This window comes from Sphingomonas chungangi (genome assembly GCF_013778325.1).
Lineage (GTDB): Bacteria > Pseudomonadota > Alphaproteobacteria > Sphingomonadales > Sphingomonadaceae > Solisphingomonas > Solisphingomonas chungangi.
In genome coordinates this window covers 351979-372083 of record NZ_JACEIB010000027.1, presented here as the reverse complement: position 1 = coordinate 372083, position 20105 = coordinate 351979, and the positions used below count along the sequence as shown (strand labels likewise).

General features: G+C 65.0%; 22 protein-coding genes. 16 read left to right on the top strand and 6 right to left on the bottom strand.

The features are described 5' to 3' along the window. The first annotated feature begins 24 nt into the window (after positions 1-24). The 5 genes from rpsP (at position 25) to rplS (ending at position 2516) form a co-directional block, all read left to right on the top strand. Positions 25-465: a 30S ribosomal protein S16 gene (rpsP, locus tag HZF05_RS19630; RefSeq protein ID WP_160364171.1), complete on the top strand. Its 441-nt coding sequence runs from the start codon at positions 25-27 to the stop codon at positions 463-465. Positions 466-605: 140 nt separating this feature from the next. Continuing rightward, a complete protein-coding gene (gene rimM / locus HZF05_RS19625) occupies positions 606-1091 on the top strand; it encodes a ribosome maturation factor RimM (protein ID WP_160364170.1) in 486 nt (161 codons plus the stop codon). Further along, positions 1088-1396 (top strand): hypothetical protein, encoded by a 309-nt coding sequence (locus tag HZF05_RS19620; RefSeq protein WP_160364169.1) that lies wholly within the window; start codon positions 1088-1090, stop codon positions 1394-1396. Before rimM ends, HZF05_RS19620 begins: the two co-directional genes overlap by 4 nt. After that, positions 1393-2139 (top strand): tRNA (guanosine(37)-N1)-methyltransferase TrmD, encoded by a 747-nt coding sequence (gene trmD / locus HZF05_RS19615; RefSeq protein ID WP_160364168.1) that lies wholly within the window; start codon positions 1393-1395, stop codon positions 2137-2139. The genes HZF05_RS19620 and trmD overlap by 4 nt, the downstream gene beginning before the upstream one ends. Continuing rightward, positions 2136-2516: a 50S ribosomal protein L19 gene (gene rplS, locus HZF05_RS19610; protein WP_160364167.1), complete on the top strand. Its 381-nt coding sequence runs from the start codon at positions 2136-2138 to the stop codon at positions 2514-2516. The genes trmD and rplS overlap by 4 nt, the downstream gene beginning before the upstream one ends. Before the next feature lie 207 nt (positions 2517-2723). Here the strand turns inward: rplS and HZF05_RS19605 are convergent, their stop codons facing one another. After that, the gene (locus HZF05_RS19605; RefSeq protein WP_160364166.1) at positions 2724-3605 is read right to left on the bottom strand and encodes an MBL fold metallo-hydrolase; all 882 of its coding nucleotides are present in this window, start codon (positions 3603-3605) and stop codon (positions 2724-2726) included. 136 nt (positions 3606-3741) lie between these two features. Here HZF05_RS19605 and HZF05_RS19600 point away from each other — a divergent pair, with 136 nt between their 5' ends. Continuing rightward, positions 3742-5958, top strand: coding sequence for a S9 family peptidase (locus tag HZF05_RS19600; RefSeq protein ID WP_160364165.1), 2217 nt, complete (start codon positions 3742-3744; stop codon positions 5956-5958). Positions 5959-6164: 206 nt separating this feature from the next. On the opposite strand, the gene HZF05_RS19595 is transcribed toward HZF05_RS19600, so the two are convergent. Further along, positions 6165-6974: a DUF2189 domain-containing protein gene (locus tag HZF05_RS19595; RefSeq protein WP_160364164.1), complete on the bottom strand. Its 810-nt coding sequence runs from the start codon at positions 6972-6974 to the stop codon at positions 6165-6167. A 188-nt stretch (positions 6975-7162) separates the two neighbouring features. On the opposite strand from HZF05_RS19595, the gene HZF05_RS19590 reads away from it, so the two are divergent. From HZF05_RS19590 to HZF05_RS19580, 3 genes are read left to right on the top strand one after another with little or no spacing between them, the layout of a single operon-like run. Next, the gene (locus HZF05_RS19590; protein ID WP_160364163.1) at positions 7163-8191 is read left to right on the top strand and encodes an aspartate-semialdehyde dehydrogenase; all 1029 of its coding nucleotides are present in this window, start codon (positions 7163-7165) and stop codon (positions 8189-8191) included. 44 nt (positions 8192-8235) lie between these two features. Continuing rightward, complete coding sequence (locus HZF05_RS19585) at positions 8236-8478, top strand: FitA-like ribbon-helix-helix domain-containing protein (RefSeq protein ID WP_181638946.1); 243 nt, start codon at positions 8236-8238, stop codon at positions 8476-8478. After that, a complete protein-coding gene (locus HZF05_RS19580; RefSeq protein WP_160364162.1) occupies positions 8478-8894 on the top strand; it encodes a type II toxin-antitoxin system VapC family toxin in 417 nt (138 codons plus the stop codon). Before HZF05_RS19585 ends, HZF05_RS19580 begins: the two co-directional genes overlap by 1 nt. A 5-nt stretch (positions 8895-8899) precedes the next feature. Here the strand turns inward: HZF05_RS19580 and HZF05_RS19575 are convergent, their stop codons facing one another. Continuing rightward, positions 8900-9463: a YybH family protein gene (locus HZF05_RS19575; RefSeq protein ID WP_160364161.1), complete on the bottom strand. Its 564-nt coding sequence runs from the start codon at positions 9461-9463 to the stop codon at positions 8900-8902. A gap of 85 nt (positions 9464-9548) precedes the next feature. On the opposite strand from HZF05_RS19575, the gene HZF05_RS19570 reads away from it, so the two are divergent. Then, positions 9549-9986, top strand: coding sequence for a GFA family protein (locus tag HZF05_RS19570; RefSeq protein ID WP_160364160.1), 438 nt, complete (start codon positions 9549-9551; stop codon positions 9984-9986). 6 nt (positions 9987-9992) lie between these two features. On the opposite strand, the gene HZF05_RS19565 is transcribed toward HZF05_RS19570, so the two are convergent. Then, on the bottom strand, positions 9993-10298 hold the full coding sequence (locus HZF05_RS19565; RefSeq protein WP_181638925.1) for a PspC domain-containing protein: 306 nt from the start codon (positions 10296-10298) through the stop codon (positions 9993-9995). Between the two features lie 201 nt (positions 10299-10499). Here HZF05_RS19565 and HZF05_RS19560 point away from each other — a divergent pair, with 201 nt between their 5' ends. The 3 genes from HZF05_RS19560 to HZF05_RS19550 all read left to right on the top strand — a co-directional run bounded on the left by HZF05_RS19560 (position 10500) and on the right by HZF05_RS19550 (position 13006). Continuing rightward, positions 10500-10946, top strand: coding sequence for a GFA family protein (locus HZF05_RS19560; protein WP_160364158.1), 447 nt, complete (start codon positions 10500-10502; stop codon positions 10944-10946). Next, positions 10927-11694: an alpha/beta fold hydrolase gene (locus HZF05_RS19555; RefSeq protein WP_160364157.1), complete on the top strand. Its 768-nt coding sequence runs from the start codon at positions 10927-10929 to the stop codon at positions 11692-11694. Before HZF05_RS19560 ends, HZF05_RS19555 begins: the two co-directional genes overlap by 20 nt. Before the next feature lie 70 nt (positions 11695-11764). Further along, positions 11765-13006, top strand: coding sequence for a GGDEF domain-containing protein (locus HZF05_RS19550; RefSeq protein WP_160364156.1), 1242 nt, complete (start codon positions 11765-11767; stop codon positions 13004-13006). A gap of 34 nt (positions 13007-13040) precedes the next feature. Here HZF05_RS19550 and HZF05_RS19545 read toward each other — a convergent pair whose 3' ends face one another. Both HZF05_RS19545 and HZF05_RS19540 read right to left on the bottom strand, forming a co-directional pair. Next, on the bottom strand, positions 13041-13517 hold the full coding sequence (locus HZF05_RS19545; RefSeq protein ID WP_160364155.1) for a peroxiredoxin: 477 nt from the start codon (positions 13515-13517) through the stop codon (positions 13041-13043). A gap of 69 nt (positions 13518-13586) precedes the next feature. Continuing rightward, positions 13587-14540: a glycosyltransferase family 2 protein gene (locus tag HZF05_RS19540; RefSeq protein WP_160364154.1), complete on the bottom strand. Its 954-nt coding sequence runs from the start codon at positions 14538-14540 to the stop codon at positions 13587-13589. A gap of 102 nt (positions 14541-14642) precedes the next feature. On the opposite strand from HZF05_RS19540, the gene HZF05_RS19535 reads away from it, so the two are divergent. The 3 genes from HZF05_RS19535 to HZF05_RS19525 all read left to right on the top strand — a co-directional run bounded on the left by HZF05_RS19535 (position 14643) and on the right by HZF05_RS19525 (position 20074). Continuing rightward, a complete protein-coding gene (locus HZF05_RS19535) occupies positions 14643-15203 on the top strand; it encodes a YqgE/AlgH family protein (protein ID WP_160364153.1) in 561 nt (186 codons plus the stop codon). 120 nt (positions 15204-15323) lie between these two features. After that, a complete protein-coding gene (ahcY, locus tag HZF05_RS19530; protein ID WP_160364152.1) occupies positions 15324-16736 on the top strand; it encodes an adenosylhomocysteinase in 1413 nt (470 codons plus the stop codon). Between the two features lie 188 nt (positions 16737-16924). After that, entirely contained in the window at positions 16925-20074 is a 3150-nt protein-coding gene (locus HZF05_RS19525) for a TonB-dependent receptor domain-containing protein (RefSeq protein WP_160364151.1), read from the top strand. Positions 20075-20105: the final 31 nt, after the last annotated feature.

Here is a 20105-nt window from a genome sequence, read left to right as displayed (position 1 = left end):
TTGATTTGAAGAAGGAAGAAGAGAATGTCCGTTTCGATCCGTCTGTCGCGTGGTGGCTCCAAGAAGCGCCCGTACTACCGCATCGTCGTCGCCAACTCGACGGCGCCGCGCGATGGCGCCTATCTCGAGAAGATCGGCACCTACAACCCGATGCTCGCCAAGGATGACGAGAAGCGGGTGATCCTCGACGGCGAGCGCGCCAAGCATTGGCTGAGCGTCGGCGCGCAGCCGACCGACCGCGTCGCCCGCTTCCTCGACGCCGCCGGCGTGAAGGAGCGTGTCGCCAAGAACAACCCGAAGAAGGCCGAGCCGGGCGAGAAGGCCAAGGAGCGCGCCGAGGAGCGCGAGGCGAAGGCCGCCGCCGCCGCGGAAGCCGCCGCCGAGGCCGCCAAGCCGAAGGAAGAGCCGGTCGCGGAGGCGCCCGCCGAGGAGGCCCCGGCCGCCGAGGAAACCACCGAGGCGTAAGCCTTACTTCCCCCCTCCCTTTCAAGGGAGGGGACGGGGGTGGGTGTTGGCTGGGTGATACGGGAGCGCGCGGACGGACCATGTCCGTATCGCGCGCCTCCACCCACCCCAAACCCCTCCCTTGAAAGGGAGGGGCTTTCTTGCCCGATCAATCCGAGAAGCTCGTAACCCTCGCCGCCGTGATCGGCGCGCACGGGATAGCGGGCGAGGTGCGCCTCAAGCTCTTCACCGACGATCTGGCGCGCTACCCCGCGCTGAACGCGGGGGAGCGTACGCTCACGCTCAAATCGGTCCGCCCCGGGCCCAACGGCGCCGTCGCGCGCTTCGCCGAGGTGACCGACCGCAACGCGGCGGAAGCGCTGCGTGGTACCCAGCTCGCCGTGCCGCGCGCCTCGCTGCCCGATCTCGGCGACGACGAATATTACCATGCCGACCTGATCGGCGAAGCCTGCCTCTCCACCACCGGCGAGGCGTTGGGCAAGGTGGTCGACGTCATGGATTACGGCGCCGGCGACCTGATCGAGATCGAGCGCCCCGACGGCCGCCGCTTCCTCGTGCCGGTGAAGGCCGGCGTCGACGATCTGGGTCCGCCGATCCGCATCCACGAGGAGTTCGTCGAGGCATGAGCCCGGACGCCCTGATCTTCTTCGCCACGGTCGGCGCGCAGCTGTTCTTCACGGGACTACTGATCTGGATCGTCGCGCGGCGCGTGCCGAAGCGCGTGCGGCTCTACCGCTTCGTCGCTCCCGTGCCGGTGCCGTTCTTCTGCGGCGGCATGGCGGTGTTCGCCTTCCTGAACTGGCCGGGGCGGCAGATGCTGGCGTCCTCCACCGAGACCGGTATCCTCGCGCGGATGGTGATCGGCTATCTGGTGCTGTGGCTGGTCGGTGTCCTCTGGGCAAGTATGGTCGCGCGCTGGACCCAGCGGTGAGCTTCGCGGCCACTGTCCTCACGCTCTATCCGGAGATGTTCCCCGGGCCGCTCGGCATCAGCCTCGCGGGGCGCGCGCTGGCGGAGGGGAAGTGGTCGCTCGACGCGGTGCAGATCCGCGATTTCGCGACAGACAAGCATCGTTCGGTGGACGATACGCCAGCAGGCGGCGGCGCAGGCATGGTGATGCGCGCCGACGTGCTGGCCTCCGCGCTCGACGCCACCGCAGCGCGCAATCCCGGCGTCCCCGTCCTCACCATGACGCCGCGGGGGAGCCCGCTCACGCAGGCCCGCGTCCGCAATCTCGCGCAAGGCCCCGGCGCCATCATCCTGTGCGGCCGGTTCGAGGGGATCGACCAGCGGCTGTTCGACGCGCGGCGGATCGAGGAGGTCTCGATCGGCGACTATATCCTCTCGGGCGGCGAAATGGCCGCCTTGACGCTTCTGGACGCTTGCATCCGGCTGCTTCCCGGCGTAATGGGCGCCGCTTCGAGCGGAGACGACGAGAGCTTCGAGACGGGGCTGCTCGAATATCCGCATTATACCCGACCCCAGGAATGGGAAGGGCGCACGATCCCCGAAGTGCTGCGATCGGGGGATCATGCGAGGATCGCGGCTTGGCGGAAACGCGAGGCCGAGGCCATCACACGGCTAAGGCGGCCGGACCTTTGGGAGCGCCACGGTGGCACTCCGGGTCGGTCGCCCTCTGGCGCGCGGCACGAAGACTGGGACGATAAGTCATGAACCTGATCCAGCAGCTCGAGGCCGAGGCCATCGCGCATTTCAACGAGACCAAGAAGATTCCGGAATTCCGCCCCGGTGACACCCTGCGCGTCGGCGTGAAGGTAGTCGAGGGCGAGCGCACCCGCGTGCAGGCCTTCGAGGGCGTGTGCATCGCGCGCTCGAACAAAGGCATGGGCTCCAGCTTCACCGTCCGCAAGATCTCGTTCGGCGAGGGCGTGGAGCGCGTCTTCCCGCTCTACTCGCCCAACGTCGATTCGATCGATGTGGTGCGCAAGGGCGCCGTCCGCCGCGCGAAGCTCTATTATCTGCGCGGCCGCACCGGCAAGTCGGCCCGCATCGCCGAGCGCAAGGACAATCGCGAGACCGCGAAGGCATAAGCCTTTCGCGACGCGAGAGCCTTTTAAGAGGGCGTCGGCGGGAAGCTGCCGGCGCCCTTTCTTTATCCCAATCTCCGTTCGCCCTGAGGGAAGGACTGAGCGGAGCGGAGCGCAGTCGAAGGCCTGTCTCGAAGGGTATGCGCTGCGACCGTGCTTCGAGACGCCGCTTCGACAGGCTCAGCGGCTCGTCAGCACGAACGGGATGGGTTATTTGGGCATATCCGCCTGCCAACTGTATCCATCCCTCGCCTTCACCACGTAGCCCACCCCCGGAAACGGGAAGTGCGGCGCGAAGATGCGCTGGTGGCCGGCGGCGAGCTTCGCGAGTTCCGCCTTGCGCGTGGAGCGTCCCTCGTCGGCATCGGTGTCATATTCGATCGTCCAGTCCGGCTTCGCCAGCGAGATGATGGACGAATGCGCTGTGTCGCCGATATCCAGTAGCGCATCCTTGCCCATCCCGATCAGGTAGCCGGAATGGCCTGGCGTATGCCCCGGCAGCGGCACGGAACGGATGCCCGGCACCACCTCGGCGCCCGGCTCGAACGGCTGCACCTTGGGGCGGATCGCGTCGAGCATCGCCTTGTTGCCCTTGGCCTGCAGGAAGGCCCATTCGGGCGCCGACATGCGGATCGTCGCATTGGGGAAGGCGAGGCCGCCCACCCTGGTCAGCAAGCCGCCGATATGGTCGCCATGGCTGTGGGTGATGAGGATGTCGGTGACGCTAGCGGGCGCGACATGCGCCTCGGCGAGGCTGAGCGGCAGCACGCCGCCGACCTTCGGCCCCAACCCCGTGTCGAGTAGCACGACATGGCCCGGCAGGATCGCCAGCAGCGCATCGACGCCGAGCGGGATCTGGTCGGTCGCAGCACCATGCGCCTTGAGCACGGCGGCCACCTGATCGGTCGGCACGCCGACACCGAACACGCTGCCGTCATTGGGCACGACGTTGCTCATGTCGCGCAGCGCTACGAACTTCACCTTGCCGATCGAGAAACGCGTTGCGGCGGGCGCGGCCGGGGCGGGCTTCGCGCAGGCCGGCATGGTCGCGAACAGGGCGAGAGCGAGCGCGGGAAGCAATCGATGGGCCATCGTCATCCTCTTCATCGTATCCCGACCTTACTCCGTTCGGGCTGAGCTTGTCGAAGCCTTGTCCTTCCTTTTGCCACGCTGAAAGAGGAAGGACAGCCCTTCGACAAGCTCAGGGCGAACGGATAGGGAGTGGGGCATGCGTTCGCTCCTCCTCGCGGCTTTGCCGCTGCTCCTCGCCGCCGCGCCCGTTCCGCAACAGCCGCTCACCATCGACAGGATCTTCGCGAGCCCCTCGCTCTCCGGCCCGACACCCCGCCAGCTCAAGCTCTCGCCGGACGGGAAGTGGGTAACCCTGCTCAAGCCGCGCGCCGACGATCGCGACCGCTTCGATCTCTGGGCGGTCGACACATCGACCGGCGCGCAAAAGATGCTGGTGGACAGCAAGAAGGTCGGCTCCGGTGCCGCGCTCAGCGAGGCGGAGAAGATGCGGCGCGAGCGGGCGCGGGTCGGCGGCACCGAAGGCATCGTCGAATATGACTGGGCGCCGGACGGCAAGGCACTGCTCGTGCCGATCGACGGCGATCTCTATCTGGCGACGCTCGACGGCAAGGTGCGCAAGCTGACCAGCGGCGAGGCGGTGCTCGATCCGCATGTTTCCGAGGCCGGCCATTACGTCAGCTTCGTGCGCGACCAGAATCTCGTCGCGCTCGATCTGGCGAGCGGTAAGGCGAGCCCGCTCACCAGCGTCGGCGGCGGCACCGTCACCTGCGGCACAGCCGAGTTCGTCGCGCAGGAGGAGATGGATCGCACCGAAGGCGCCTGGTGGTCGCCGGACGACGCCCATGTCGCGGTCGAATGTTATGACGAGGTCAGGGTGAAGGTCGTCACCCGCGCCGCGATCGGGGCGGACGGGACCAAGACGTTCGACCAGCGCTATCCGGCCGCCGGCACGCTCAACGTCACCGTTGCGCTCAGCATCATCTCGCCGACGACGGGCAAGGCGGTAAAGGTTGATCTCGACTCCGATCCCGACATCTACATCGCCCGCGTGAACTGGGCACCGGATGGCCGCACCCTCTACGTCCAGCGCGAGACGCGCGACCAGAAGCGGCTCGACATGCTGGCGGTCGATCCCGCGACCGGCGCGGCGAAGGTTCTGTTCAGCGAGACATCCAGGACCTGGATCGATCTCAACGACGACTTCAAGCCGCTCAAGGACGGCAGCTTGATCTGGGGATCGGCGCGCAGCGGCTTCCTGCATCTCTACCGCTTCGCGAACGGGCAGTGGACGCAACTCACCCACGGCGACTGGTCGGTGGAGATGAACGGCCAGTCCGCCCACGCCGGCCTGATCGGGGTGGACGAGGCGAGCCACCGCCTGTTCTTCACCGCCAACAAGGACGATGTGCTGGAAAGCCAGCTCTACACGATCGACTATCTCAACCCCGCCGAACCCGAGCGCCTCACCGAGCGCGGCTGGTGGAACGAGGCGGTGATGGACAAGGCGGCGACGCGGATGGTCGTCACCCGCTCTTCGCCGAGCCAGCCGCCGCAGGTCTATCTCGCCGATGCCACCGGCAAGCGGATCGCGTGGATCGAGGAGAACCGGCTCGATGCGAGCCATCCCTACGCGCCCTTTCTGGCGGCGCATCGCCCCGTCACCTACGGCACGATGAAGGCGGCGGACGGCTCCACGATCTATTACGAGATGATCACGCCGAAGCTGGAGGCGGGCAAGCGCTACCCGGTGTTCTTCGAGCATTATGGCGGCCCCGGATCGCAGCAGGTGAAGCGGGCGTGGATGGCGCCGATGGCGCAATATTGGGTGTCGAAGGGCTGGATCTACTTCCAGATCGACAATCGTGGTTCGCCCAACCGCGGCACCGCCTTCCAGGACCAGATCTACCACGCGATGGGGACGGTCGAGGTGGAGGACCAGGCCACCGCCGCGCGCTGGCTGCAGCAGCAGGCGTTCGTGGACCCGAAGAAGATCGCGATCTTCGGCTGGTCCTATGGCGGCTATATGACGCTCAAGATGCTGGAGAAAGATCGGGGCCTCTACGCCGCCGGCATCGCGGGCGCGCCGGTGACCAAGTGGGAACTCTACGACACCCATTATACCGAGCGCTATCTCGGCAGCCCGCTCACCGATCCGAAGACCTACGCGACCTCAGACGCGATCGCCGACGCGCCCTCGATTAAGACACCGCTTCTGCTCATGCATGGTCTGTCCGACGACAACGTCGTGTTCGAGAACTCGGCGGCGCTGATCAACAAGTTGCAGGAGACTGACACGCCGTTCGACATGATGCTCTATGTCGGCCAGACCCACCATATCGCGGGTGAAGGGCGGCAGGCGCACGTCCAGAAGACGATCGAGCGGTTCCTGGACGAGAAGGTGCTGGGGGAGTAGGCTGAGGCTGGGTCCCGCTAGCCGGAACCAAGCTTGCGCTTGCCCTTGGTCCGGCTGGTCAGGTGGTAGCGATCGCACCGATCGCAGCGATAGGGCCGCAAGGGGAAATTGGCGGCGCGCGCCGATCGCGCCGCGTCATCCTCGGAAGAGAACCGCTTCTTCCTGATGCAAACGCTCAGCTTCGTCCGCACGCGGCTCCCCTCGTATCAGGATCGCGCCCAGGCCTCCCGATCGACGACCCGCGTGTAGAGATGCCATGTGGCATATCCCAGCCATGGCAGCATCACGGCCAGCCCCACGAACGCCGGGATCGATCCCAGCATCAGCAGCACCGCGACCGTCAGGCCCCAGCGCGCCGCCATCGCCGGGTTGACGGCCATCGCGCGCAGCGAGGTGGAGATCGCCGTCCAGCTGTCGGTCGGCCGATCGACCAGCATCGGCATCGCCACCCAGGTCAGCGCCAGCGTGACGATCGCATAGGCCAGGCCGACGAGGTTGCCGACGATCATCATCTCCCAGCCCTGCTCCGTGCCGAACAGCCGGGTGAGGAAAGCGCCGACGCTCGGTGGCGGCACGTTGGTCATGAAGGCGTCGTGGATCGCGCCGGCGAAATAGATCCACGATCCGAAGAGCATGATCATGCCGATCGCGATGCCGAGAAGCGAGCCCATCGAGGCGCTGCGCAGCGGATCGAAGAAGTGGCTCCAGCCCCTCTCCAGCCCCGCTTCGCGCCGCCGCGCCAGTTCGTAGAAGCCCACCGCGACCAGCGGGCCCATCAGCGACAGCCCCGCCGCCAGCGGGAAGAAGAGATGCAGCGGCAATCCGTCCAGCGCGAGGAAGGCCGTCACCAGCCCGACCAGTGGATAGATCAACGCCACGAACAGGATGTCGCCGCGCATTGCCCGGAAATCGCCCCAGCCGAGGCTGAGCGCGATGCGGATGTCGGCCGGGCCTATCCGTCTGATCGGCACCGCCGGCGGCGACACGGAGGATGCGGGTGCGGATACGGCTACCATGGCGACTCTCCTACAGCGTTCTTATATCTCCATCGGTCGGGGACGGGGCGTCGCCCGTCGGCGATCGTGCAAGCCCAGCTTGGCCGCAACGATGTTTTACCACGGATGGCCGGGATGGACAAAATGCCATGCCGCGCTATGCCGCCCGCGCAATCCTGCGCAAGACGAAGGCATATTGGAGCAGTAAGATGGGTTACCGTGTCGTGGTCGCTGGTGCTACGGGCAATGTCGGGCGTGAGATGCTCGCCATTCTCGCCGAGCGCGAGTTTCCGATCGACGAGATCGCGGTAGTCGCATCCTCGCGCTCCACCGGCGATCAGGTCGAGTTCGGCGATACCGGCAAGATGCTCACGGTGAAAAACATCGAGCATTTCGATCCGGCGGGTTGGGACATCGCGCTCTTCGCGATCGGATCGGAGGCGACCAAGATCCACGCGCCGCGCTTCGCCAAGGCGGGCTGCACGGTGATCGACAATTCGTCGCTCTACCGCATGGACCCGGACGTGCCGCTGATCGTGCCCGAGGTGAACCCCGAGGCGATCGACGGCTACGCGCGCAAGAACATCATCGCGAACCCGAACTGCTCGACCGCGCAGATGGTGGTGGCGCTGAAGCCGATCCACGATGCGGCGAAGATCACGCGGGTGGTGGTCTCGACCTACCAGTCGGTCTCCGGCGCGGGCAAGGCGGGCATGGACGAGCTGTTCGAGCAGAGCCGCAACATCTTCGTCGGCGACGTCGCCGAGCCCAAGAAGTTCACCAAGCAGATCGCCTTCAACGTGATTCCGCACATCGATTCCTTCCTCGACGACGGCTTCACCAAGGAAGAGTGGAAGATGGTGGTCGAGACCAAGAAGATCCTCGATCCCAAGATCAAGGTGGTCGCTACCTGCGTGCGCGTGCCGGTTTTCGTCGGCCACTCGGAAGCCATCACCATCGAGATGGAGAACGAGCTTTCTGCCGAGGATGCGCAGCGCATCCTGCGCGAGGCGCCCGGCGTGATGCTGATCGATAAGCGCGAGGACGGCGGCTATACGACGCCCGTCGAGTGCGTCGGCGACTTCGCCACCTTCGTCAGCCGTGTGCGCGAGGATCCGACCGTGGAGAACGGGCTGGTTCTGTGGTGTGTGTCCGATAACCTCCGCAAGGGGGCGGCGCTGAACGCGGTGCAGATCGCCGAGCTGCTCGGCCGTCGCCATCTGAAGAAGGCGGCCTGATCTATCCAGTTGAGCCGATGCTATCGCTATGATAGCATCGGCTCATGGGACAGGTGCTGATCCGTAATCTCGATGACTCGCTCATCGCCGACTATCGCGAGGCAGCGCAGCGCAACCAGCGCTCGCTGGAAGCAGAACTCCGAGAGGCTTTGGCGCGAGTGCGGCCGATGATCGGGAGGCGGCGGCAGGATGTGCTGGACGAGTTGGCCCGCATTCGGGCGATGGCGCCGAAGGGCGTCGCCCAGACGCCCGCTTCGCAACTCGTGCGGGAAGATCGCGACCGCTGATGCTCGTGGTGGACGCGAGCGTCGCGGTCAAATGGGTGGTGCCGGAAGACGGTGAGGCGGGGGGCGGCACCGATGCTGCCTTGGCTCTTCTGGAAAGGGGCCTGCTCGCCCCTGATTTCCTTCTCGCCGAGTTCGGCAATGTACTGTGGAAGAAGGTCCGGCGAGGCGAGACCGCAGTTCAACAAGCTTCCGATGCCCTGCGCATCCTGCCGACGATCGTGTCGCTCGTTCCGGCCGCGTCCTACATGGACAAGGCGTTCGAGATTGCCGTGGCGCTGGACCATCCTGTCTATGATTGCATCTATCTTGCCGTTGCGCAGGTGCACGATGTGGCCCTTGCTACGGCGGATCGAAGATTGGCGGAGCGGTGCCGCTCGTCGAAATTCTCGGTGTCGATCGTCGATCTTGCCAGCTAGAGGCTCTATTTCTTCTCGATGACGCAGTCGCCATTGGCGCGGGCGAGGAAGCAGTGCTTCGGCTTGGCGGGCGGGGCGGGAGGTGCTGCCGCAACCGGCTGCGCCGCCGTCGGCAGCTGCGAGATCACCGCCGTGTCCTGCGCCGAGACGATCTGCCACTGGCCGCCCGCCTTGCGCAGCGTCTGGCTCTGTATGAGGTGCACCGTACCGACATCGCCGCCGTCCGGCCCCTTGGCGCCGTCTAGCGTCCAGGCGATGTGGACGGTGGCCACATCCGGCGTCACGCTCGTCACCTCGATCTGGTCGGCATGGATGCGGCTCTGCGCGAACAGATTGGTGTAGGCCCAACCCATTTTGCGCTGGATCTCGTCGTGGCTCTTCCACCACAGGCCGAAGGCGGTGACGAACTGGGCGTCCGGCGCGTAGGGCTGCGTCCAGGCGACGATGTCGTGGGCGTTCCAGGAGGCTTCCTGCTGCGCCTCGATCCCCCTGATCGCAGTCTCGTCCGGGCTCTGCGCCTGTGCCGAAGCCGTTGCCAGCAACGCGCCGATGATTGCCCACCGTTTCATGACTGCCCCTTTCAGCTCGAATCTCGGCGATCCTTTCAGATCGCGCTATAGGCGGCAACCGTCATTGCATGGGCAGGAGCAAAAGATGCCGATCACCGGAGGATGCCGTTGCGGCGCGGTACGCTACACGCTGGCGATCGACGACCTGCCGCGCGGCTATGCTTGCCATTGTCACCAGTGCCAGCGGTGGAGCGGCAGCGCGTTCAGCCTGCAGGCGATGGTTCCGGAAAGCGTGATTGCGCTGACCGGTCCCGTCGTGAGCTTCAAGAAAGTGACCGAAGACCGCACCAGCACCCAGCATGTCTGCGGCGAGTGCCACGGGCGCCTCTACAACACCAATACACGGCGCCCCGGCATCGCGGTGGTGCGGGCCGGGACACTGGATCGGTCGGAGGAGCTGGAATGCGCCTTCCACATCTACACGGCGTTCAGGCAGCGCTGGTTCACGCTGCCCGAAGGCGTGCCGGCCTGGGCCGAGATCGGCTCTCCCGAGGAGATGATCGCGGCGCTGCAGGGCGGTTAAGGTCGCTCAGGCGGCGATCGCCATTTCTTCGGCCGGCCGCGAACCGTGGACGGACGATACGGCTTCGACGATGACCGGGGCGGCAATCTTCGGCGCCTTCGGCTTGCGGATCAGCAGGCGGCTCGCCAGCACGGCGATGCCCATCGCGGCGTATGCGATCAGCGTCCACTTGGCGCTGAAGATGATGGCGACGGCCAGCGGGATGCGCAGGAAGATCGGGTTGAAGCCAAAATCCTCGCCGATCGCATGGCAGATGCCCAGAAGGTTGTCCTTGGCGGCCGGAGCGTCGGTCTGGGTCTGATAAGCGGACATCGGTTCAACTCCATGCATCGGGCGGGGTTTCCCGCGGTCATGCCGGGTGTTTTGCAGGCTTCGTGCCAAATGCCGAAAACCCCCCGAATGCGGGCGCTCCTCTAGGGCGCTCAAGCTTTCCGATTGGTGAATATCGCCAAGGGCTGGCGCGATTGGCGAAATTTCCCAACCGGATTATCCTGCGGGCGAAGGAGAGCGGCGATGACCGATATCATGACCGGCGGCTGCCAGTGCCGGCGCGTACGCTATGCGGTGAAGGTCGCCGACGGCGAGGCCTATCTGTGCCACTGCAATTACTGCAAGCGGGCGACGGGCGGCGTCTCGATCGCGTTCAAGAATGTACGGCAGGCCGATGTGGATTGGACCGCGTCGCCGCCGGACTATTACCAGTCCTCGCCGATCGCCAAGCGGCCCTTCTGCGCGGCATGCGGCACGCCGCTCGGCTTCCAATTCCTCGACAGCGAGAATATGGACCTGACCGTCGGCTCGTTCGACGACCCCGCCCGTTTCCGCCCCACCTCCAACTTCTCGATCGAGACGGCGCTGGAGGCGTGGATGGACGTCACAAACCTGCCCGGCAAGCGGCTGGACGAACATGCCGCTGCCGTCGATCGCTGGATGAACGCCGTTGGCAAGCTCCCCGACTGACCTGCCCGTCCGCCGCTTCAAAAGCTTCGATGGTGAGGAGATCGCCTATCGCGAACTGGGTGAGGGGCGGCCGCTCGTCCTGATCCATGGCTTCTTCTCGACCGCGACGGTCAACTGGCTGCGCTATGGGCACGCCGAACGGATCGCCGCCGAGGGCTATCGCGTGATCATGCCCGACCTGCGTGGCCATGGCGACAGCACCAAGTCGCACGATCCCGCCGCCTATCCGAAGGATGCGCTGGCCGACGACGGCTTCGCGCTGATCGAGCATCTCGGCCTCACCGATTACGATCTCGGCGGCTATTCGCTTGGCGGACGCACGACGATGCGGATGCTGGTGCGGGGTGCGAAACCCGCCAAGGCGATCTGCGGCGGCATGGGCCTGCAGGGCACGGTCAACGCGGTCGGGCGGGGCGGGCACTTCCGGAATATCCTCACCCATCTCGGCACGTTCGAGCGCGGATCGCCGGAATGGATGGCGGAGGCTTTCCTCAAGACCACCGGCGGCGATCCGGTCGCGCTGCTCCACGTACTGGAGACCTTCGTCGACACGCCGATCGAGGCGATCCGTGCCACCGAGGCGCCTGTCCTCGTAGTCTCCGGCAAGGATGACGACGACAACGGTTCGGCCGAGTCGCTCGCCGATGCGCTGCCCCATGGAGAGTTCGCGATCGTGCCTGGAAATCATATGAGCGCCGTAACAAATAAGGCGCTGGGCGAGGCGATGGCGCGATTCCTCGCGGGGTAATTGCACGATCGGGCGAAATCGCCTGGGAATTTAGCAAATCTTTCACGAGGATGGCCGGATAGAGCCGGGGATGGAATCCGCGGTGATCGTCCTCTTCAGCCTGGTGGCGACGAGTTTGCTGCTCAGCATTGCGCTCGCCGTCGCCTGGCGCGCCTTCGGGCGCGAAGCGCATGCGGCGCTATGGTCGCTGGCCTATGGCCTGTCCGCCGCCAACTGGGCGGCCAACCTGCTCAAGGTTTGGTTGCTGCCCGCCAATTCCGGTCTAACCCTGATCTCCGCGATCTGCTCGATCGGCAGCTTTGCGCTGATTGCCCTGGGGTTTCGGCGTCGCGCCGGGATGGCGCTGCGGTGGGATGCGATCATGGCGGCGGCGAGCGTCACCGTCTTCTTCGCCGGCGCGGCGATCCTGCGATCGAACGAGGCCGGCTTCACGCGCGCGCTCGTGGTTCTGTTCTGCGCTGCCATGCTGGTCGTCTCGGCGATGTCGCTACGTGCCGGGGCGCGCAACGGACGGCTCGCCACGGGCGGCGCGGCCTTCTGGATGCTCGTGCTCTTCGCCGCCTACACGACCGCGCTCGGCGCGCTGGCGCTGTGCACGCCGACCGGCTCGGCTTATCCGACCGAGGATCCCGCCTTCCGCCTCTACCGGCTGATGATGCTGATGGGCGTGCCGACCGGCCTGTTCGGGGTCGGTCTGTTCGCGATGTTCCTGCTTGCAGCCGATCTGGCGGAGGGGATGCGGAGATTGGCTGGCAGCGATCCGCTGACGGGCATCCTCAACCGGCGCGGGTTCGAGCAGGCGGCGCTGCCGCTGCTCGCGCAGGCGCAGCGCAAGGGGCGGCCGCTGGCGGTGGTGATCGCCGACATCGATCGCTTCAAGGCGGTGAACGACCGCTTCGGCCATTCGCTCGGCGATCTCGCGCTCCAGCGCTTCGCCACCCATGTGACGAGCGTCATCCGCGGTTGCGACCTGTTCGGCCGGCTGGGCGGCGAGGAGTTCGTGCTCGTCCTGCCCGATACCGGTGACCGCGCGGCGATGGAGGCGATGGAGCGCGTCCGCGCCGGTTTCGCCGCCGCCGTGCCGGAGCTCGGGCCGGACTATCGCATCACCGCGAGCTTCGGTGTCGCGGTTCTCGCCGGCCGGCACGACACGCTGGCCGATATGATGCAGCGCGCCGACCAGGCGCTCTATGCATCGAAGATGGACGGGCGCGACCGGATCACGCTGGCGCCGCCGCGCTTCGTGCCGGCGGAATCGGGCCGCCAGCCCAAATTCGATTATGCAGTGATGCCGCGACGCGCGGCCGGCTGAGGCGGCCGGACCGGGAGCCCGACCGCCAGAGGCCTCAGAGCTGGCCGAGCATATGGTCGGCGGTGCTGACCTTGAACTCGCCCGGACCCTCGACGTTGAGCTGCTTCACCACGCCGTCCTCGACCAGCATCGAGTAACGCTGCGAGCGCGTGCCCATGCCGAACTTGGAGCCGTCCATGGTGAGGCCCACGGCTTCGGCGAAGGCGCCGTTGCCGTCCGCCAGCATGGTGATGCCCTCGGCACCGCTGGACTTGCCCCAGGCGCCCATCACGAACACGTCGTTGACCGAGGTGCAGGCGATGGCGTCCACGCCCTTGGCCTTGAGCTCGTCGGCCTTATCGATGAATCCGGGCAGGTGCTTGGCCGAGCAGGTCGGCGTGAAGGCGCCGGGCACCGCGAACAGCGCCACCGTCTTGCCGGCGAAGAAGTCGTTGCCCACCGGCTCGGGGCCGCTCTCGGTCATCGTCGTGAAGGTCACGTCGGGAAGCGTGTCGCCGATCTGGATGGTCATGGCAGGCGTCCTTTCCTTGGGGCTTTGGTTCGGCGACGGCCTAGCCGAGCCCGGCGGCGGCGCCAACCCTTACCCTTCAGCGAGCTCCTGTCGGCGGCGCCAGGCAAGCACGGGGCGGGCGAGCGGGGGCATAGCGGAAAAGATCGGCATCATCATGCGCCAGCGTGGTGAGCGGCGCTCGGCGTGGGACAGTCGGAGCATCGCGAGGCCGTCGCGAGTCTTCCCGGCGATGACGAGATCTTCGCCTTCCACCCAGCCCGCCTCGTCGCGCATCGCCGCCGCCATGGCTGCGGCGGTGGCGGCTTCGGCGCGATGGGCGAGGCGCAGCGCCGCCTTGTCGTACATCATGGCGGCGGCGTGGCGCAGCTTCAGCGTCGAAGTGGAGAGCGAGCCGGGGCGGCGGCGGTACAGCACCAGCGGATCGGAGACCCGGCCGATCGGCCAGCCGCTTTCGGCGATCCGGATCCACAGATCGAGATCCTCGGCCGCGACAAGCTCCTCGTCGAAGCCGCCGACGGTCTCGATCACCTCGCGACGCATGATCGAGGCGATGAAGATGTTGAACCGCCGTGCGATGATCGCATCAAGGCTGCGCTCGCCGTCCTGCGCCGAATAATCGGAGAAGCGCCGGCCGGCGCGCGTCGTCTGGCCGGTGAAGATGGCGTCGCACGTTACCAGTCCGAGCGCCGGATCGGCCGAGATCGCACCCACCATCCGCTCGAGATAGCCCGGCATGTAGAGATCGTCGCCGTCGAGCAGAGCGATCAATGGCGCGCGAGCTGCTTTCAGCGCGTGGTTGCGTGCCGCCGACACGCCGCCGCGCGGGCTCGGCACGAAGCGGATGCGCGGATCGCCTTCCGTGTAAGGCGCGACGGCAGGCTCTACCGTCGGATCGCCGTCATCGACGACGATTGCTTCCCAATCTTCAAAGCCCTGCGATTGGAGCGACACCAGCGCCTCACCGACGAGGTGAGCGACACCCCAGGCCGGAATGATCACGGATACGGCGGGAAGCGGGCTCATCTTCTGCCAATATAGCACGCCGAATCGCTGACATTGCATGAACAAGCGGGCGATCCCGCCGGAAAGTGGACCGCTTCGGGACATGCCGCTACACCGAATCCCATGGACGGCCCTCGCTTTCTCACCGGCCAGCTGTTGCTCGCCATGCCCGGCATGACCGATCCGCGCTTCGAACGCGCCGTGATCGCGATGTGCAACCATGACGAGCAGGGCGCGCTCGGCATCGGCATCGGCCACCATGTCGCGGGGATCACGCTGCACACGTTGATGCGGCAACTCGATCTCGATCCCGGCGTCGCGCCCGACGCGCCGCTCTTCATGGGCGGGCCGGTCGAGCAGAATCGCGGTTTCGTCGTCCATTCGGAGGATTGGGAGGGCGAAGGCAGCATCGATGTCGCCGGCCTCTGGCGGCTGACATCGACGCTCGACGTTTTGCGCGCGATCGGGGAAGGGCGGGGCCCGCGCAAATGGCTGGCGGCGCTGGGCTATGCCGGCTGGGGGGCGGGGCAGCTCGACGACGAGTTGCTCTCCAACGGCTGGTTCGGCGTGCCCGGAAACGATGCCCTGCTATTCGAGCGCGAGGTCGGCCATCGCTGGACGGCCGCCTTCGCATCCGGCGGGATCGACGTGCGCCTGCTCTCGGCCAGCAGCGGCCACGCATGACGGTTTCAAGACGGATATAAAGACATCTTTATATTTGCATTCACTGCCCCCCGCCATTAGGTGACGGTCCATTGCCGGCCGCATGTCGCTGGGCCGGCCCGAGACTCCGGGAGCCTTTCCGTGGCCACTGCCTCCGTTCTGCCCGCCAACGACTTCGTCATCCGCGACATCTCGCTCGCCGCCTTCGGCCGCAAGGAGATCGAGATCGCCGAGACGGAAATGCCCGGCCTGATGGCGCTGCGCGAGGAATTCGGCGCCTCGCAGCCGCTGAAAGGCGCCCGCATCACCGGCTCGCTGCACATGACGATCCAGACCGCCGTGCTGATCGAGACGCTGGCCGCGCTCGGCGCCGAGCTGCGCTGGGCGACCTGCAACATCTACTCCACCCAGGATCATGCCGCCGCCGCCATCGCCGCCTCGGGCATCCCCGTCTTCGCCGTCAAGGGCGAGACGCTGGAGGAATATTGGGACTACGTCGTCCGCATCTTCGACTGGGGTCAGGATCAGACCTGCAATATGATCCTCGACGACGGCGGTGACGCGACGATGTTCGCGCTGTGGGGCGCGCGTGTCGAGGCCGGGGAAGAGCTTTTCGCGCCGGGCAACGAGGAAGAGGAGATCTTCGTCGCGACGCTCAAGCGCTTCCTCGCCGAGCGTCCGGGCTATCTGACCCGCACCGTCCAGGCGATCAAGGGCGTATCGGAGGAAACCACCACCGGTGTGCATCGCCTCTACGAGCTCGCCAAGAAGGGCAAGCTGCCCTTCCCGGCGATCAACGTGAACGACAGCGTCACCAAATCGAAGTTCGACAATCTCTACGGCTGCAAGGAGTCGCTGGTCGACGCGATCCGCCGCGCCACCGACGTGATGCTGGCCGGCAAGGTCGCCTGCGTTGCGGGCTTCGGCGACGTCGGCAAGGGGTCCGCCGCGTCGCTGCGTAACGGCGGCGCGCGCGTGATCGTCACCGAGATCGATCCGATCTGCGCGCTGCAGGCGGCGATGGAGGGCTATGAGGTCGTGACGATGGAGGAGGCCGCGAGCCGCGCCGACATCTTCGTGACGGCGACCGGCAACGAGGACATCATCACCGTCGATCACATGCGCGCGATGAAGAACATGGCCATCGTGTGCAATATCGGCCACTTCGACAGCGAGATCCAGGTCGCGGGCCTCAGCAACATGAAGTGGACCGAGATCAAGCCGCAGGTCGACGAGATCGAGTTCGCCGACGGCAAGAAGATCATCCTGCTCGCCAAGGGCCGCCTGGTGAACCTGGGCTGCGCGACCGGCCATCCGAGTTTCGTGATGTCCTCCAGCTTCACCAACCAGACGCTGGCGCAGATCGAGCTTTTCACCGGCGCGGAGAAGTACGAGAACAAGGTCTACGTGCTGCCGAAGCACCTCGACGAGAAGGTCGCGCGCCTCCATCTCGACAAGCTGGGCGTGAAGCTTTCCAAGCTGACGAGCAAGCAGGCGGCCTATATCGGCGTCACGCCGGAAGGGCCGTTCAAGCCGGATCACTATCGCTACTGATCGCTCCCTGCGGGTGGCTGTTGCAATCCAGCATCAGCCACACTGAGCGAGATTGTTGCAATCCAGCATCAACCAGCTGTTAAAATCTCGCCGCCTAGGCAGTTTCCTGAACGGAGGCTTGCCGAAGCGGCGACATGATGAAACTTTCATGTCGCCCAGGGGCAAGGGCGGAAAACAGGGAGTTCATCATGCGCAATCGTACCCTTCTGCTAGCAGGAGGCTCCGCGCTCGTCGCGTTCATGCAGCCAGCTTATGCGCAAGCGCAGAAGTCGCCCACGGCAGAGGCCTGCAAGCCTCCCGTCAAGGATCAGTCGGGCGAGCAGAGCGCGCAGGCGTCGACGGATTGCGCGCCTCAGGCGGCCACGGTCGACAGCGGCGCCCCCAGCGGCAACGAAATCGTCGTCACCGGCACCCGCCTGGCGCGGGCCGGCTTCACCGGCATGCAGCCCGCCGCCGTGATCGGCGCGGCCGAGATCGAGAAGCGCGGCTACACCAACCTGTTGGATGCGCTGAACGAGCTTCCGCAGTTCGGCGTGCCGGGCAACAGCTCGGTCGGCGCGCAGTCCGGTTTCGGCGCCGGCCAGAGCTTCGTCGACTTCCTGGGCCTCGGCTCGCAGCGCACGCTGACGCTGGTCAACGGCCGCCGCTTCGTGTCTTCCAACACCGCCTCGATCTTCGGTCCGGTCGATGCGGGCAGCCAGGTCGATCTCAACAACATCCCCGAGGTGTTGGTCGATCGCGTCGAGACGATCGCGACGGGCGGCGCGCCGATCTACGGCTCGGACGCTATCGCCGGCACCGTCAACATCATCCTGAAGCACAATTACAACGGCTTCGGCATCGAGGCGACCAACGGCATCTCGCAGCGCAAGGATGCCGGCGATCACCGCATCAGCGCGATCTTCGGCAAGAATTTCGACGACGATCGCGGCAATTTCGTCGTGTCCGGCGAGTGGAACAAGAGCGACGGCCTGCGGACCTCGGATCGATATCTGACCTCGTCGCGGGCGCCTTTTTTTGATGCGCCGAACGACCCCTCTTCGCCTTACGGCAATGTCCTCTACCAAGGCGGGCAGCACTATCTCCCCTTCACATCTAACGGTGTGCCCTTCCAAGCCGATTTCTATGATCCCACGGCGCTCGGTATTTTCGACTCCAACGGGAATCCGCTAGCCTTCAACAGCCAGGGCCGGCTGGCGCCGCTCAATACCGGAACTCCAACCGGCGATGGAATCAGCAGCGCCGGCGGCAATGGCTTCAATATCGCCGATTTCGGCAATCTTCAGGTCAAGTCGGAACGCTATCTCGGTGTTGCGCAAGGCAGTTACAAAGTCTCGGATGGACTGCGTTTCTTTGGCGAAGCTTGGTATTCGCACAGCAAAGCGACCAATCTTGTCGATCAGCCTTACTACAGCACGTACCTTTTTGACCCGACGGCGGGCACGGTCAACGGTAATCTGTTGATCAGTCTGGACAATCCCTTCCTCAATCCTGCCGATCGGGCGACCATTGAGGCCAATCTCGCCACGTTCCCGGCGGGCGGGATCGATCTCAACGGTGATGGAAATCCGGATATCGTTCCGACCCCGCCAGGCACGTTCGCTCTTGGTCGCGCGAACACCGATTGGCAAACCGGCCGTGCTTCGACCACGGTTGAACTTTTCAGGTTCGTGGGTGGTGTCGATGGCGACTTCAACATCGGCGGAAAGTCGTGGCATTACGAGGCGTCGCTGAACTACGGCCATTCCAAAGCGCGCAGCGCAGCGCCCAATCTGGTTTACCAGAATCTGATCAATGCTCTCAATTCCACACGTGATGCGAGCGGAAACATCATCTGCGCGCCTGGATATACCAGCGCGCCGATCGCGACATTGAGCTCGACCTGCGCTGCGCTCGATCCGTTCGGCCAAAGCAATACGGCGATGCAGCGTGCTGCAATCGACTACATCACGGCGATCGCCCACTCGACCTCGCTCGACAAACAGTTCGTAGGGAACATCAACGCGCAAGGGTCGCTGGTGACGTTGCCGGGCGGCGATGTCCGGATGTCGATCGGTTATGAGCATCGCTACGAGTCGACAAATTTTGATCCGGGCGCCTTCTATTATGGCGAAACCTTGCCGGACGGCTCCCGCGAAGGTTTTGGCAACTCGATCCCGATCGATCCGATCGCGGGCAAGTTTCATACTGATGAGGGCTTCGCTGAGTTGCAGATCCCCGTGGTCTCGCCACAGATGAACCTGAGCTTCCTGAATCGCCTGCAGCTCGAAGGTGCGGCGCGCTATGTGAAAAACTCGTTGTCGGGTGGTGCGTGGACTTACACCTTGGGCGGCGAGATCGCGCCGATCAAGGATGTGACGTTCCGCGGTAACTACACGCGCTCGATCCGTTCTCCCGCAATTACAGAGGTATTCAATCCGACCTCACAGATTTTTCAGAGCGGTGACGACCCGTGCGACGCTCGTTATATCGACGGCGGCCCCGATCCAGCGCGCCGTGCGGCCAACTGCGCCGCTGCGGGTGTCCCTGAAAATTTCAGCTCCAATTATTCCAAATTCACGATCCCCGGCAGTGTCTCCGGCAACCCTAACCTGAAGAACGAGACTGCCGACAGCTATACATTCGGCACTGTCGTACAACCGCGCTTTATCCCGGGCCTTACCGTTTCGGCCGACTATATCAATATCTCGATCAAGAACGAGATCGTGTCCCTGTCGGGCGACGACATTCTCGACGCATGCTATGATGCGGCGGACTATCCGAACTCCTTCTGCGCTCTGGCTCCGCGTGACTCGAACGGCCAGATCACGTTTATCAAGGAAGGCTATTACAATGCGGCCATAGCCAAGCTGAAGGCGGTACAGGCGGAAATCGCATACAACGCTGATCTCAGCCGCTTCGGGCTTGGCGCCAACGCTGGCAACATCAATTTCTCGTTCAATTTCTATCACGTGATTAACCAGTACACCAAGGTTGGCACTGGTGACGTCAACCATTCGGACGGTGAGATCGGTAACCCGAAAAACTCGTTCACGGCGAATCTGGGCTATGCCAACAAAGGCTTCAGCTTCCTGTGGCAGACCCAGTATTTCGGCCCGAGCAAGATCGACGCCGATGCGGCTGCGGACACCTACCAGTATCCGGGCAACAAGCACTGGTATCTGTTCAACGCCACGGTCGGCTATTCTATTTCCGATCACTACAAGCTGCAGTTCATCGTCGACAACGTGTTCGACAAGGCGCCGCCGTTCCCGGCTCCGGCCGGTGGTGGTACGATCACCTACTTCAAGGGGATCCTCGGCCGCTACTTCAAGGTCTCGGTCTCCGCGGCCTTCTGATCATCCACTCTTCGAAACGAGGCCGCCGGAG

Coding starts and splice junctions, on each gene's coding strand:
- rpsP (WP_160364171.1), top strand. CDS start 25: ATGTCCGTTTCGATCCGTCTGTCGCGTGGTGGCTCCAAGAAGCGCCCG.
- HZF05_RS19620 (WP_160364169.1), top strand. CDS start 1,088: ATGAGCCCGGACGCCCTGATCTTCTTCGCCACGGTCGGCGCGCAGCTG.
- rplS (WP_160364167.1), top strand. CDS start 2,136: ATGAACCTGATCCAGCAGCTCGAGGCCGAGGCCATCGCGCATTTCAAC.
- HZF05_RS19605 (WP_160364166.1), bottom strand. CDS start 3,605: ATGGCCCATCGATTGCTTCCCGCGCTCGCTCTCGCCCTGTTCGCGACC.
- HZF05_RS19600 (WP_160364165.1), top strand. CDS start 3,742: ATGCGTTCGCTCCTCCTCGCGGCTTTGCCGCTGCTCCTCGCCGCCGCG.
- HZF05_RS19595 (WP_160364164.1), bottom strand. CDS start 6,974: ATGGTAGCCGTATCCGCACCCGCATCCTCCGTGTCGCCGCCGGCGGTG.
- HZF05_RS19590 (WP_160364163.1), top strand. CDS start 7,163: ATGGGTTACCGTGTCGTGGTCGCTGGTGCTACGGGCAATGTCGGGCGT.
- HZF05_RS19585 (WP_181638946.1), top strand. CDS start 8,236: ATGGGACAGGTGCTGATCCGTAATCTCGATGACTCGCTCATCGCCGAC.
- HZF05_RS19580 (WP_160364162.1), top strand. CDS start 8,478: ATGCTCGTGGTGGACGCGAGCGTCGCGGTCAAATGGGTGGTGCCGGAA.
- HZF05_RS19575 (WP_160364161.1), bottom strand. CDS start 9,463: ATGAAACGGTGGGCAATCATCGGCGCGTTGCTGGCAACGGCTTCGGCA.
- HZF05_RS19570 (WP_160364160.1), top strand. CDS start 9,549: ATGCCGATCACCGGAGGATGCCGTTGCGGCGCGGTACGCTACACGCTG.
- HZF05_RS19565 (WP_181638925.1), bottom strand. CDS start 10,298: ATGTCCGCTTATCAGACCCAGACCGACGCTCCGGCCGCCAAGGACAAC.
- HZF05_RS19560 (WP_160364158.1), top strand. CDS start 10,500: ATGACCGATATCATGACCGGCGGCTGCCAGTGCCGGCGCGTACGCTAT.
- HZF05_RS19550 (WP_160364156.1), top strand. CDS start 11,765: ATGGAATCCGCGGTGATCGTCCTCTTCAGCCTGGTGGCGACGAGTTTG.
- HZF05_RS19545 (WP_160364155.1), bottom strand. CDS start 13,517: ATGACCATCCAGATCGGCGACACGCTTCCCGACGTGACCTTCACGACG.
- HZF05_RS19540 (WP_160364154.1), bottom strand. CDS start 14,540: ATGAGCCCGCTTCCCGCCGTATCCGTGATCATTCCGGCCTGGGGTGTC.
- HZF05_RS19535 (WP_160364153.1), top strand. CDS start 14,643: ATGGACGGCCCTCGCTTTCTCACCGGCCAGCTGTTGCTCGCCATGCCC.
- HZF05_RS19525 (WP_160364151.1), top strand. CDS start 16,925: ATGCGCAATCGTACCCTTCTGCTAGCAGGAGGCTCCGCGCTCGTCGCG.